Source organism: Halovibrio salipaludis, from assembly GCF_002286965.1.
GTDB lineage: Bacteria > Pseudomonadota > Gammaproteobacteria > Pseudomonadales > Oleiphilaceae > Halospina > Halospina salipaludis.
The window spans coordinates 39,958-52,763 of the sequence record NZ_NSKD01000005.1; the positions used below are offsets into that span (position 1 = coordinate 39,958).

Genomic DNA, 12,806 nt, shown 5'->3' on the forward strand with positions numbered 1-12,806 from the left:
TGGAGGTGGGTTCAGCGTCCTTTGATGATCGGATCATACGAACAGAACCGGTATGCTGTCCAGCGAGACGGGGTCACGAACCGTCCAGAAGCTTTGAGATGCCCAGAGGAGATCGGGTCATGACGGATCAGACGCAACCGACAACAGTCCTGGTAACCGGCGCAACCGGCTATGTGGCCGGGTGGCTGGTGAAGGCGCTGTTGAAAGAGGGCCATACCGTGCACGCGGCGGTGCGGGATCCTTCGAATAAGGAGAAGGTGGCGCATCTGGATGCCCTGGCCGCCGGGCAGTCCGGTGAGATCCGGTATTTCCGCGGGGATCTGCTTGAGGGCGGCTCCTATCACGACGCCATGCAGGGGTGCGAGATCGTATTCCACACGGCCTCCCCCTTCATCGCCAGCGTGGCGGACCCGCAGCGGGACCTAGTTGACCCGGCCGTGAAGGGCACCCGCAACGTGCTCAACAGCGTGAATGCTACCGAGAGCGTGCGCCGGGTGGTGCTCACCTCAAGCGTTGCGGCCATCTACGGTGACAACGCCGACATGGCGAACAGCAGGACCGGCGTCTTCACTGAAGCGGACTGGAACACCACTTCAAGCCTGGAACACCAGCCCTACTCCTATTCCAAGACGCAGGCGGAGAAGGTGGCTTGGGAGATCGCCGAGCAGCAGAACCAATGGGATCTGGTCACGGTGAACCCGTCACTGGTTCTCGGCCCGGGCATCAAGCCGGATGCCACCTCCGAGTCCTTCTCCATCTTCAAGCAGATGGCGGACGGCACCCTCAAGCCCGGCGCGCCGGACCTGGCTTTCGGGCTCGTGGATGTCCGCGATGTGGCCGAGGCCCACGTCCGTGCCGCCTTCACTCCGGAGGCGAAGGGCCGCTATATCACCTCCGGCCATGATTCGAACCTGATGGAAATCGCCTCGATCCTGCGGGAATCGTTCGGGAACGACTGGCCCTTCCCCAAGCGCACCCTGCCCAAGTGGCTGCTCTGGCTGGTGGGCCCGATGGTGAACAAGGCGCTCACCCGGAAATTCATCGCCCGGAACGTGGGCTACCCGATCTCATTTGATAACACCCGAAGCAGGAAGGAACTGGGCATGACCTACCGGCCGCTTGCGGAGACGGTGGATGAAATGTTCCAGCAGATGCTGGATGCGGGCTCCATCCGCAAACGCTAACGGATCAGGGATTCCGCCAAGGATCAGCGTCATGGAAAAAGATCCCTTACTTCCACGTCCGCCATGGCTTGGATCCGCTCCCTGATCAACAACCGGTGGCACTGCCGGGGATCGCGCTCGTAGCACATCATGCAGGGGGATTCCATCCGGGCCAGCTCTCATAACCAATCGTAAACAGCATCGGAATACCTGATCGACTTCGACTCAACCCTCAGAAGGTCCTTCCCACTCGAATCGCGGGAAGGTCTCCCCATTGCGCTCCACTGTCTCCGTGAACATGGCCAGGGGCCGGACCCAGAGTTCGCGTTCACCGTACATGGGCCGATAGACCACGAGCGCCTCGCCCGTCTCGCTGTGCCGGGCCTCGCCGATTACTTCATAGCGATTACCCTTGAAATGGCGGTAGATTCCGGGGGAGATCGTCATCGTCTCACTCCATGCCAATACGCCGGGATTGCCAGTAGTTGGAGGCCCAGTAGGGATTATCCAGCTCTGAGGTGGTTACCCCCTCGGAGCTGGAGGCATGGAGGAACCGGGCATCGCCGGTGTAGATGCCCACGTGGCGCGTCTTGTAGCCGGTCCGGAAGAAAACCAGGTCGCCGGGGCGCAGCTGGTCCCGGCTGACAGGCTGCCCGACTTTGGCCTGGCGCCTGGTGGTGCGCGGAATCTCATGGCCAAGTCTGGCCAGGAAAGTCCGTTGGACCAGGCCGGAACAGTCCACGCCATCACGGCTGACGCCGCCCATCCGGTGCGGGGTCCCCTTCCACTGGGCGTACTGGTCGAGAAGGATACGGCGCACTGCCTGACGGTCCGCGAGATCCACAGCATCATCGCGGGGCGTAACAGTGGCGGACTCCTGAAGGGAACCCCCGGTGCTGGCACAACCGGCAAGGACAAGCATCGCGAGGCCGCAGAGCACGTATCGAATCATGGGTCGGGCTGAACCTTGAAGTGTTTCCCCCAATGCTAGCCCGGTTCGCGGCAGAGACAAGTTACGATTCGCCCTTGCCGGGCGGCATGACCACCCATTCCGGTTCATCAAACTCCCCGATCGGGCGGATATCGCACAGGTGGGAAGCGCCCCGGATGATCTCCGCCACCCTCGGATCCTGCTGCGACTCCATGGCATCCCGGTGCGCCTTGCTGTCCCATTCGGCAATGGCGATCAGCACATTGGGGTCGTCCATCTTCCGGTGCAGCGCTGTACCCCGGGCGCCGGCGGCCTGCTGGATGATCTCGCTGGCCCGCACCCAGGCATCCGCGTATTCCTCCGCCGTGTGGCCTTCGCGGATATGGACCTCAAACAGGTATTTCATTGCGCCTCCGGTATTGTGGCTTCACATGCCCCCAGACTAAGGCCATTATTGGCCCATGTCGCTGTCCTGGCTGGAACCGCTGCCCATTGATGTTATCCGTGCCCCGGAGACCCGGGGGCGCATTGGCATGAGCTATTGCCCGGGCCGCTACCTGCGCGGCTGGGGCCTGATGGGCGGCCAGCGGGATCTGGATAAGGACCTGGACACCATCAGGCGCTGGGGCGCCCGGACCATGGTGACACTGGTCCAGGCCCCCGAGCTCCGGACGCTGGGTGTGCCCTACATGGCGGAAACCGTACCCGCCCGCGGGTTCGACTGGTTCCACGCGCCCATCCGCGACTTCAGTGCCCCGGGCAGCGCCTTTGAACTGGCGTGGGCCGAGGCGGGGCCGGTCGTGCGGGAGCGGCTGCGCCAGGGCGAGGACGTGCTGCTTCACTGCCGCGCGGGTCTCGGACGCACGGGCACGGTTGCCGCCCGGCTGCTGGTTGAGTTCGGGCATGAACCGGAAGCCGCCATAGCCACCGTGCGCCGGGCACGGCAGGGAACCGTGGAGAACGCGGAGCAGGTCGAGTACGTCCACAGCCTTGCCGAGCTCCAGAGCCTGGCCTGGCGGGAAGTCAGCTGACCTCGATACTGCCGCGCAGATACTCCACGCAGCGCCCGCCGATACGCACCCGCTCACCGAGCCACTCGCAGTCCAGCTCACCACCGCGCGCCGAGACCTGCCGGGCGCTGAGATGATGGCGCCCCAGCCGTTCCGCCCAGTAGGGGATGAGCGTGCAATGCGCTGACCCCGTCACCGGATCCTCAGGCACGCCGGCGCCGGGTGCGAAGAAGCGCGACACGAAGTCGACGTCCGTTCCCGGTGCCGTCGCGATGACGGCAAACGTATCCAGGTTGGCGACCGCCGCCAGGTCCGGCCGCAGGTTGCGCACGGTAGCCTCATCCTCGAATACCACCATCCGGTCACGACTCTCCCGCACGTCCACCGGCCGGGCTCCCAGGGCTGTTTCCAGTTCCGTCGTGACGGTGTCCTGCTCGCCGGCACGCGCCGGGAAGTCGAGACTGAGCACATCCCCGGAACGGGTGACGGATACCGTGCCGCTGCGGGTTTCAAGGTCGATGCGTTCTTGTTCGGGCATGTGTTCGCGAAACAGGACATAGGCTGCCGCCAGGGTGGCATGCCCACACAGGTTCACCTCCACCGTGGGTGTGAACCAGCGCAGCCTGCAGGTCTCCCCGTCAGGAATCACGAAGGCTGTCTCGGCCAGGTTGTTCTCCGCCGCAATGGCCTGAAGGGTCTCGTCCGGGAGCCATTCGTCCATGGGGACCACGGCCGCTGGGTTGCCGCCGAAGAGGCGATCGGTGAAGGCATCAATCTGGTGGATGGCGTAACGCATGAATCGTCCCTGCAATACTGTTCTGGGTTAAAACACTTAATTAAATCAATTTGGTTTAAAACAACAATATAACCTGATATGGTTTACTCTGTGATCACGCTCACTGGAGCTGGCACCATGAACCACCTGGTGATGATCGCCGATGTCATCGGCTCCCGACAACTGGCCAACCGCGGGCAGCTCCAGACACTGCTGGAAGCCGAGCTGCGCACGCTCCACAAGGAAAGCACCGGCCTGGCCTCCCCCTACACCATCACCCTCGGCGATGAATTCCAGGCCGTGTTCAGGGATGCGGACCGGGTATTCCCGGACATCCTCGCCATCCTGCGGGCACTGCATCCCGTCGGGCTGCGCTTTGCTCTCGGGATCGGGTCCATCACCACCCGGATCAACCCGGAACAGGCCATCGGCATGGACGGCCCCGCCTTCTACCAAGCACGTGACCTGCTGGAACGCATGAAGAAAGACAGACGGATCCTTGCCGTGGCCGGCCTCCCGGAGGACGATGGCCTGCAGGAGAGCGCCCTCGGCCTGCTGGACCACCAGCTCCGGAAATGGCGGCCCAACCGGCTCGATATCCTGCGGCTGCTGTTGCAGGGGTGGGAAGCGGGGACCATTGCCGACCATCTCGACATCACGGAACAGAGTGTGTACAAGAACATCCGTGAGGGTGGGCTTGAACATGCCATCCAGCTGACCCGGGCCCTGACCGGGCGCATGAACAACGCCCTGGCGCGCACCGACTGAAACGGAGTTCCCATGGCCATTCTTCTGTTCCTCAATGCCTGGCTGCTCACCCGTCTCTGGTTCACCTTCCGGGACCAGCCCCTGCCCACGCGCGAATGGACCGGCCTGGCGCTGGTCCAGGTGGTGCTGATCGGCGTGCTGACACCGGGGCTGCATACCCTGGCCCTGATCCCGGCCGTGATTGCCGCGCTCGCGTTGCCCGAGGCATGGGTGCCGAAAGAACGGTTCAATGAGGGTCGGCTTGCTGGCGGGTTGCTGGTGGGGATAACCGCCTTTCTTGCCGCCCATTACGGAAGCCCGCAAACCTGGCTGTTGAACGTTCAACAACTGGCAGACCTCCGCCCGGCGCTACTGGGCCTACTCGGTTTCCTGCTGGTGGCAAACGAGACCAATCTGGCCATCCGCACCCTGCTCAACCGCTTCCAGATGGAGCCCACCACCTCGAGCCACGGCGAGCCGGACACCGTTGATGACCGTGAATACAACGCCGGCCGCGTCATCGGCATGCTGGAACGCTGGCTCATCTACCTGGTGGTGGTCTTCGCCCAGAACTACAACGTGATCGCGCTCATCCTGGCCGCCAAGGGCTTTGCCCGGTTCCGGCAACTCGAGGAGCGCGAGTTCGCGGAGTACGTCCTTATCGGGACCCTGGCCTCGCTGCTGTTCACCGTCGTGATCGGCCAGTCCATTCTTTACTTTCTCTGATCCCGGCCGCCACCCTGTGAGCCCTCGATATCGAGCGAGCGATTCCGGAAATCACGGGCGGTCACCTGCCGGCGCTCCAGTTGCCGCACCGTGAAGACCACCCTGTCACCCGCCTCACTGAGCGTCGGGGCTACACCGCCATCCCCTGTCACAGAGAAAACCCTGTCGAGGGCCGCCTCCCGATCCGCCTCGGAGAGTGTGAAGTGCATCGTGGCGGTATCGCCGCTGTGCTGGAAACCGACACGCGCCAGCACGCCGCTGATCTCCATCGGCTCCGCGCCCTCTTCCAGGTTGATATCCTGATCCGCCTCATTGAGCTGCTCAGTGTACCCGCGCATGGCCCCTTCAACCGTTTTGCCAACGGCCGCCACTGAACGGTCATCGTAGGCAACCATCCCAATCTGCTGGGGATTCCCGCTTTCGTCCTTGAGGATACTGATAAAGGTGCTGACTCCCTGGACGTTGTAGGGAATCGGCAGCGTCGCCGTGTAATCGTATTCCTGAACCAATCCTTCCAGCGTGCTCTGGGCAGCCTGCTCCGTAATACCGGAGCGGCGATAGAAGGTGGTTTCCCCGGTGCGGGAATCCGTCAGGAAAAAGCCCATGGTCCCCTGGCCGGAGTCATTCTGGGAGCGGGCGCCGGTATACCAGGCGGCGTCACCATCCCGGGTATAGACGAGCAGGCTGCCCGGCGTCGGCTCGACGATGGACTCGCCAATGAATGCCTTGTTAAGCCATCCATCAACGTACTGCCCCCAGCCCGCGATCTGGGTCTGTACCACCTCATAGGGCTGGATCCGGTCAATCCACCCGGGCACCTCGTCCACATCATACTCACTGATCTCCCGGCTCCTGGCATCAACAACCACGACCCCCTGGACAGCATAGCCACCAAAACCGATCTGCGGCGCCACGATCGAAACGACCCAATGGGGCTTGCCCGCCGGGTCAAGCTCAAGCGTGTAGCCGCTCAGGCCAACGGTACTGTAGCCATTCCGGTACAGATAACGAGGCAGGTAGTCTCCCGCATAGAAACCCTGCATCCCTACATTGATTTCGGACCGGTCGTCCGTAACCATCCGGGAGTCCGAGTAGGAGGAGGCGCTGACGGTGACATAGCCGGGAATGGTGGCGTCGCTGAGCCAGCGCCAGATGCTTTTGTGGGCAAACGGGGCGACCCAGTACAACCCATCATCGTATTTCTGGATACGCATGGGTGAAATGTCATACCGGGATCCCATTCCCATGGTATTCCCCAGCAGCTCGTTGGCTGAGCGGCTGGCCAGGGCCTGGTCAACCGTGCGGGCCTCGGTCTGATCGAGGAGCACATCGGAGGGGTCGAATTCCTTCTGTTCGGTGACCTCGAGAAGGTTGCGCCACTTGTGGCTGTTGAAGATCCCGTGCGTGGTGACAAACATAACGCCGACAACCGCGATCAGGGCGGCAACCGGCACCAGATCAAGAACCTTGGAACGACTTCTGATGCGGATCCGGGATTTCCTGCCGCGAAGCGTATACCGGAAAACGAACAGGGGCAGCAGTAGATAGAACAGGATGCCGGCGAATCCCCAGGCCAGCGTGGGCATGGCGAAATAGGCAATGATTAGCCCGGGAATGAACGCAATAACGAATACAAACGCGTTAGCCTTGAGGGATTTGGCGCAGGCACCGAGCATCGCGGCCAAGCCGAACAGGGTTGCGGGAATCAGGAAAACCATAGGAACAAACAGTGGTGTTGTGGCAATTGGATTGATCATCGTGAATACGGCAGACTGGTGACCCCGCTCCCGGGGACTGCTGGCTACCAGTGAATGGGACCACCAGGGACGTAACCGACACGCAACATAGCACAGGGGTCAAGAAGCCCCGGAGGCTCCAACCGCGAGAGGGAGATACTCACCATGTCGCTGAACCCCGCACAGTCTGTTGAAACCGAACGCGGCCGTTTCGCCTGGCGTGAAGGCGGCGATCCCGCCGGAACCCCGGTCGTCATGATCCACGGCTGGCCCGAGAGTTCCTGGTGCTGGGCTGCGGTCAGTGACCACCTGAAGCCCGGCCTGAGAGTGATTGCCCCGGACCTGCGCGGTCTGGGTGACAGCGAGCGCACGGAAGGTGCGGAACACTACCGCAAGCAGAACCTCGCACAGGACGTGATCGCCGTGCTGGATGCGCTGGGCATCGAGCAATTCCAGCTGGTGGGGCATGACTGGGGCGGCGTGGTGGCCCAGGAAATGGCCCTGGCGGTGCCGGAACGCGTGCAGCGCATGGTCATCCTGAACATCGCCATCATCAACAATCTGCGCGGTAACCAGGAGGTGATCGAGAAAGTTCGCGGCTCAGGCGGTGCCCAGTACTGGTACCAGCACTTCATGCAGACGAAAGGGCTCCCCGAGGCCATGATCCCGGGCGCGGAGACCGAGTGGCTGGGGTATTTCCTGAAACTGGCCAATCGTGAGCCCTTCCCGGAAGAGGCCTTCAACGAATACGTGCGCACCTTCCGGATACCCGGCACACCCCACACCAGTGCCAACTACTACCGCACCTTCCATGACGACGCCAAACGCTGGGCCACCCTCGCCGATCACGTCTGGCCCATGCCCGGGCTCTACATCTATGGCAACCAGGACCACGTGATCGTGCCGGAATACCTGAACCACATCAAGGACTGTTTCGAGTCCATCACGGTGCGCGAGGTGGCCGCCGGGCACTTCCTGCAGGAGGAGCAGCCAGAGGCGGTGGCGGAGCATCTGAACGGCTTCCTGGCGCCCTGAGTCGTCAGGGGCCGGCGCGCCGCAGCGTCAGGACGCCGTCCTGCTGGGAGAAATCCACCTGCCCCAGGGCGCTCATGCCCAGCAGCGCCATGTCGTCGTCCATGGAGGGGCTGATGGTGCCCGGGACATTGCGGAAGCGCATATCGCCGAGGCGCAGCTCCGGGATCGTGGTGCTCCAGACCGTGACCGTGCCGGCGGCGGTGCGTGCCCTGCCGCGGCTCTCGCGCTCCAGGCCGGCCCTTTGGGCAATCGCCTCCGAGACCGTTACCCGGGTTGCCCCGGTGTCCAGGATGAAGGTTACGTCGGCCCCGTTGATGCCGCCCCCCGCGACATAGTGACCCTGCCGATTGGCCTCCAGCTCAATGGACTGGACGCCGTTGACCATTTCCGTTTCAGGAGTCTGGTTCGGGTTCCGCTGACTCTCGGTAATACCGCCAAAGAACCAGGTGGCACCACCGATCAGCACCAGCCAGAAGCCGCCGAAATACAGCAGGTAACGGGTCTCGCTCGCCATGCCTAGGCGGCTCCTCTCTGGTCCGCATCCCGCATCTCCCGGGTCCAGTACACCGTGGCGCCACAGACGGCGGCCGGCACCAGCACCAGGTTGACCAGCGGCACCATGGCCAGAACCGCCACCGGCATCCCGAAGCCCAGCGCGGTCAGCCGCTGGGTCGCCACGCGCTTACGCAGCCCATCGAAGGAAACACGGTGGTTGTCCGCCGGGTAATCCACGTACTGCAACACCATCATCCAGCTGTTGAACAGGAACCAGAGCACCGCGGCCACCAGGTTCACCACCGGGATCAGCCCCAGCACAAACAGCACCAGTGCCCTGGGCAGGTAGTAGACGATTTTCCGGACCTCCCGATACAGGGCACGGGGAATGTCCTTCACGATCTGGAGCCAGCCGTCGTCCGGTGTCAGCGTTTCCCCGGCGATGTCCTTCTCCACCAGCTCGGAGAGGTAACCGTAGAAGGGCGACCCGATGAGGTTGGCCAGCATTACAAAACCATAGGCCAGCAGCAGAAGGATCACCAGGCCATAGAGGATCCAGAACACCCAGTCCAGAACCTGGAGCCACTCCCAGTCCGGCAGCCAGCCCATGGCAGCGTCCACCATGACGGCATAGCCCTCACCCAGCAGCCAGATGAGCACACCGAACACGATGATGTTCAGGATCAGCGGCAGCACCACGAAAAGGCGCAGTCCCGGCTGGCGGATCAGCCGGAATCCCTCGCCCAGATAGCCCATGCCACGGAATGGATTGCCTCGCACGTTGCACTCCTCCGGAGAACCAGTGATGACCCGGGAGCCTACCACGCCAGCACCGACAGCGCTGCCCTGTGCAGCCCGCCTCTAGCGGGCCATAATAACGCCAGGATTACCGGATGGAGAAAGGCGACCATGAGTGATGAGGACGACACACGCCCCAGCCCCGGTGCCATCCGCAAGCCGGCCATGCGCCGCTCCGGCTGTGGTTTCCGGTATGAGCCCGGGGAACTCAGCGGCGGCGTGGATTTCTCACGGGCCCATGAGCTTCTGAACGGTGCCAGTGAACCGCTGCTGCGCGATGCCACCCCGGATGACGCTGAGGCCATCGCCGAACGCGTGAACAGCGCCTACCGCGGCGACATCAGCCGCCGGGGCTGGACCACGGAAGCCGACCTGCTGGGCGGCCAGCGCACCGATGCCCCGATGATCCGGGAACTGCTGGCGGAGTCCCTGTTCCGGCTGGCATGGGACGGCGACATCCTGATCGGCAATCAACAGATCAAGCACCTGAATGAGAAAACTGCGGAGCTGGGCATGCTCGCCGTTGCCCCGGACCGCCAGGGTGAAGGCATTGGCCGGCACCTGGTGACCGACGCGGAGGCCATTGCACGGGAGCGCCTCGGGTGCGGCACGCTGAAAATCCATGTGCTTCACCAGCGCGCAGAGCTCCTCCACTGGTACGAGTCACTGGGCTTTGAACGTACCGGTGAGACCGCTCCCTTTCCCACGTCACAGCGTTTTGGAAAGCCGCGGGTTAAGGATTTGTGGTTTGTAACTCTTAAAAAGTCACTCTTGATTAAATCTTCAACACCTTGACTCATAACCACGCGCGCTAGTAGATTTCCCAGCGCCTTGGCAAAGGAAATGTCATTCAAGTACTGAAAGGAGTTCGGTTTTCCTGTCCACGACTCGTCCCAGATGATCGTTCCAGCTCGCCTGGAGCCTTTCAATACCCAGTGGCACCACCTTTCCCAGATAACGATGGATCTCCATCGGTTATCTACCAGGGCTTGACAATGGATTCGCATTCACCGCGAACCGAGATCCGGAACCAACCTACTAAAGGATTAGATACAATGCTGAGACGACTGTTGCTTACCACGTTGGTCATGTTTTCCGTTTCCTGTGCGGCCAGCCTTCAACTGAGCCCGTACCCGGATGTTTTTGTTAGCGAAGGCAGCCTTAAGGCAACCCTGGTCAAGGAGAAATCCGGTGACCATGCCCTTCTTCGAATCACCGGCACAGAGCATGAAATCGATGGTGTGGTATTCCGCACTGACATTACCAGTCGGGGAGAAGACAGGACCGCTTACGAGGCCAAAATTGATGGTGAAACACGCGCTCTCCTGCTGAAAAGCCGCCACTGGGGATCCGATCGTTACACAGCTTATCTACCTGACGGAGATAAATACCACCTTTCCCGTGACAAGGACGAAAGCGAGTCTCTCGATACGGATGAGCTGCTGAGTACCTTCCAACAACAGAAAAACGATGGTGTGCAGGACGACCTCGCGGCGTTTGATCGCGACGCCAACGAGAGAGCCCAAAAATCCCGTCTCACTGACATGGATGCCTCGGCATCCGATGCATGCGGCTCAGAGGTATCCACTAACGTCGACTGGAACACCATTGATGACAGCAAGCTAAAAAAGCTCAGTGTTGCAGGCTACTGTGGAATCGTTGTATCCCAGATGGAGCGCCTTTGCAGCTCTGATGAGAGTTTCAAATCGACAGCTAGCGACATCGATACGATCAACTGCGGCTTCAGGGATGCCCTTAAGCTGAAGAAGGATGGATCGTCATTGAATTTCACTACAGGTGAAAGTGAGCCCAACCAACAAGATTTTGTCCGACAGATTCTCAGAAACCTGTAACGCCTTGGATCCGGAGCGGATAAGCTCCGGATCTTCCATCGTTTTAGTTACCCGCTTCCTTCCTTTCCCGGCTTACGCCTGCATCACGCATCTAGCTGCCCAATGTAAGGTCCAATCAATCAGGGAACTCTGATCACTGATCAATTTGCTGTCCCCGGTTGGACATTCTATCTTCCTATCAATATCCGATGACCCAGCCAGTCAGTACGGACAGGGCATAGCCTCAAAATCAGGAACATCCACGGAGGATCCATGAGTTCAATCGCCAGGGACAGCGGCCGGGTACCCCCGGTCTGGGAACGTCTGCCACAGATCTTCGGCTACCCTTTCAAGACCGCCTGCCTGACCACGCTCGGGCTCGCCGCCATACTCTACCTGATCGGGATGGTGGTTCCGCTTCTAGGCCTTATCCTGGTGATCGCCGCCTGGGTGGTGCTCTACAAATTCGCTTACGACGTGCTCGAGGCCACTGCCCGGGGCTGGATGGATCCACCCGAGATCCAGCGCAAGAGCAACAGCTGGGTGCTGGTGAAAACCTTCGTGCTCTTCGTGGTCCTGGGGTTCGCGGTTACCGGCATTGCGATTGTCACCGGCTCGCTGACCCTGGTCGCGGCGGCCGCCATTTTCATCGTGCTGGCGCTGCCGGCGGCCATCATCACCCTGGCCATGAGCAACAGCCTGATGTCGGCACTCAACCCGGGCACCTGGGTCGGCATCATGCGCTCGGTGGGCTTTCCCTACTTCATCGCCTCGCTGCTGCTGTTCATGCTCTCGGTCAGTCAGGGCATGGCGGAATCCCTGGTGGCGGGCCTGTTCGGGCCCAGCCTGGCAGGCCATGTTGGCGTATTCCTGATTGGCGGCTACTTTCTCATCGCCTCCTTTCACCTGATGGGCTACCTGGTTTACCAGCACCATGACATGCTGGGCGTGGAACAGGAGGTCACCGCCGCTGACCGGGCCCGTGCCGCCAACCCGGATCTCAGCCCACTGCTCCAGGAGGTGGAAGGCCTGGTGGCGGAAGGCAGCGTGGACGAGGCGATTGAGCGCCTGCAGAAGGAGCTCCGCCAGAGCGGCCTCCAGCCGGAAGAGCACGAGCGCTACCGGAAACTGCTGCGGCTCCAGGGCCGCACGGATGAGCTGCTTGCCCACTCCCGGGAATACATCTCCACCCTTCTCTACGGGCTGGAACAGCCCAAGAAAGCCATGAGCATTGCCGAGGAAGCGCTGCGCGTCGACGCCAGCTTCCAGCCGGAGCACCCCAAACAGGTGCGCGACCTGGCCCGCCTCGCGGACCAGTACGACCACCATGAACTGGTCATCCGCCTGACCAGCCCCTTTGGCAAGCAGAACCCGAAGCACCCCCACCTGCCGGAGAACTACTTCCTCGGCGCCAAGGCGCTGTTCGAGGGCCGGGGTGATGAACAGAAGGCACTCAAGATCCTCCGCCAGCTCCAGAAGCACTTCCCGGACCATGAACTGCGCGAACGGGTGGATGAACTGGCAGAGCGGGCGGAACGCATCGCGACAAGCTGACACG

General features: G+C 61.8%; 16 protein-coding genes. 8 read left to right on the forward strand and 8 right to left on the reverse strand.

What is annotated here, in order from left to right:
- Positions 1-119: 119 nt before the first annotated feature.
- Complete coding sequence (locus tag CK501_RS11515; protein WP_095617892.1) at positions 120-1,184, forward strand: SDR family oxidoreductase; 1,065 nt, start codon at positions 120-122, stop codon at positions 1,182-1,184.
- Positions 1,185-1,213: 29 nt separating this feature from the next.
- On the opposite strand, the gene CK501_RS17255 is transcribed toward CK501_RS11515, so the two are convergent.
- From CK501_RS17255 to CK501_RS11530, 4 genes are all read right to left on the reverse strand, one after another.
- Entirely contained in the window at positions 1,214-1,330 is a 117-nt protein-coding gene (locus CK501_RS17255) for a DUF488 family protein (RefSeq protein WP_143421428.1), read from the reverse strand.
- Between the two features lie 58 nt (positions 1,331-1,388).
- Entirely contained in the window at positions 1,389-1,610 is a 222-nt protein-coding gene (locus CK501_RS11520) for a DUF1653 domain-containing protein (RefSeq protein WP_095617893.1), read from the reverse strand.
- 4 nt (positions 1,611-1,614) lie between these two features.
- Positions 1,615-2,115 (reverse strand): NlpC/P60 family protein, encoded by a 501-nt coding sequence (locus tag CK501_RS11525; protein ID WP_095617894.1) that lies wholly within the window; start codon positions 2,113-2,115, stop codon positions 1,615-1,617.
- Positions 2,116-2,176: 61 nt separating this feature from the next.
- On the reverse strand, positions 2,177-2,500 hold the full coding sequence (locus CK501_RS11530; protein WP_095617895.1) for an antibiotic biosynthesis monooxygenase family protein: 324 nt from the start codon (positions 2,498-2,500) through the stop codon (positions 2,177-2,179).
- Positions 2,501-2,555: 55 nt separating this feature from the next.
- Between CK501_RS11530 and CK501_RS11535 the strand changes: the two genes are divergently transcribed.
- Complete coding sequence (locus CK501_RS11535) at positions 2,556-3,125, forward strand: cyclin-dependent kinase inhibitor 3 family protein (RefSeq protein ID WP_095617896.1); 570 nt, start codon at positions 2,556-2,558, stop codon at positions 3,123-3,125.
- On the opposite strand, the gene CK501_RS11540 is transcribed toward CK501_RS11535, so the two are convergent.
- Positions 3,118-3,900, reverse strand: coding sequence for a PhzF family phenazine biosynthesis protein (locus tag CK501_RS11540; RefSeq protein WP_095617897.1), 783 nt, complete (start codon positions 3,898-3,900; stop codon positions 3,118-3,120). The genes CK501_RS11535 and CK501_RS11540 overlap by 8 nt on opposite strands.
- 117 nt (positions 3,901-4,017) lie before the next feature.
- Here CK501_RS11540 and CK501_RS11545 point away from each other — a divergent pair, with 117 nt between their 5' ends.
- Positions 4,018-4,647 carry a SatD family protein gene (locus CK501_RS11545; RefSeq protein WP_158223105.1) on the forward strand — a complete coding sequence of 210 codons (630 nt, stop codon included), beginning with the start codon at positions 4,018-4,020 and terminating at the stop codon, positions 4,645-4,647.
- Positions 4,648-4,659: 12 nt separating this feature from the next.
- Positions 4,660-5,352, forward strand: coding sequence for a hypothetical protein (locus CK501_RS16885; RefSeq protein WP_198949497.1), 693 nt, complete (start codon positions 4,660-4,662; stop codon positions 5,350-5,352).
- Here CK501_RS16885 and CK501_RS11555 read toward each other — a convergent pair.
- Positions 5,340-7,109, reverse strand: coding sequence for an ECF transporter S component (locus CK501_RS11555; RefSeq protein ID WP_095617899.1), 1,770 nt, complete (start codon positions 7,107-7,109; stop codon positions 5,340-5,342). The genes CK501_RS16885 and CK501_RS11555 overlap by 13 nt on opposite strands.
- Positions 7,110-7,253: 144 nt before the next feature.
- Between CK501_RS11555 and CK501_RS11560 the strand changes: the two genes are divergently transcribed.
- On the forward strand, positions 7,254-8,123 hold the full coding sequence (locus CK501_RS11560) for an alpha/beta fold hydrolase (protein WP_095617900.1): 870 nt from the start codon (positions 7,254-7,256) through the stop codon (positions 8,121-8,123).
- Positions 8,124-8,127: 4 nt separating this feature from the next.
- Here the strand turns inward: CK501_RS11560 and CK501_RS11565 are convergent, their stop codons facing one another.
- The gene (locus CK501_RS11565; protein WP_095617901.1) at positions 8,128-8,637 is read right to left on the reverse strand and encodes a retropepsin-like aspartic protease family protein; all 510 of its coding nucleotides are present in this window, start codon (positions 8,635-8,637) and stop codon (positions 8,128-8,130) included.
- 2 nt (positions 8,638-8,639) lie between these two features.
- Positions 8,640-9,398: a sulfate transporter CysZ gene (gene cysZ, locus CK501_RS11570; RefSeq protein ID WP_233128896.1), complete on the reverse strand. Its 759-nt coding sequence runs from the start codon at positions 9,396-9,398 to the stop codon at positions 8,640-8,642.
- 129 nt (positions 9,399-9,527) lie between these two features.
- Here cysZ and CK501_RS11575 point away from each other — a divergent pair, with 129 nt between their 5' ends.
- The 3 genes from CK501_RS11575 (at position 9,528) to CK501_RS11585 (ending at position 12,802) form a co-directional block, all read left to right on the forward strand.
- A complete protein-coding gene (locus tag CK501_RS11575) occupies positions 9,528-10,211 on the forward strand; it encodes a GNAT family N-acetyltransferase (RefSeq protein ID WP_095617903.1) in 684 nt (227 codons plus the stop codon).
- Between the two features lie 260 nt (positions 10,212-10,471).
- The gene (locus CK501_RS11580) at positions 10,472-11,269 is read left to right on the forward strand and encodes a hypothetical protein (RefSeq protein ID WP_095617904.1); all 798 of its coding nucleotides are present in this window, start codon (positions 10,472-10,474) and stop codon (positions 11,267-11,269) included.
- A gap of 252 nt (positions 11,270-11,521) precedes the next feature.
- Positions 11,522-12,802 carry a DUF4013 domain-containing protein gene (locus tag CK501_RS11585; RefSeq protein ID WP_095617905.1) on the forward strand — a complete coding sequence of 427 codons (1,281 nt, stop codon included), beginning with the start codon at positions 11,522-11,524 and terminating at the stop codon, positions 12,800-12,802.
- The last annotated feature ends 4 nt before the right edge of the window (positions 12,803-12,806 follow it).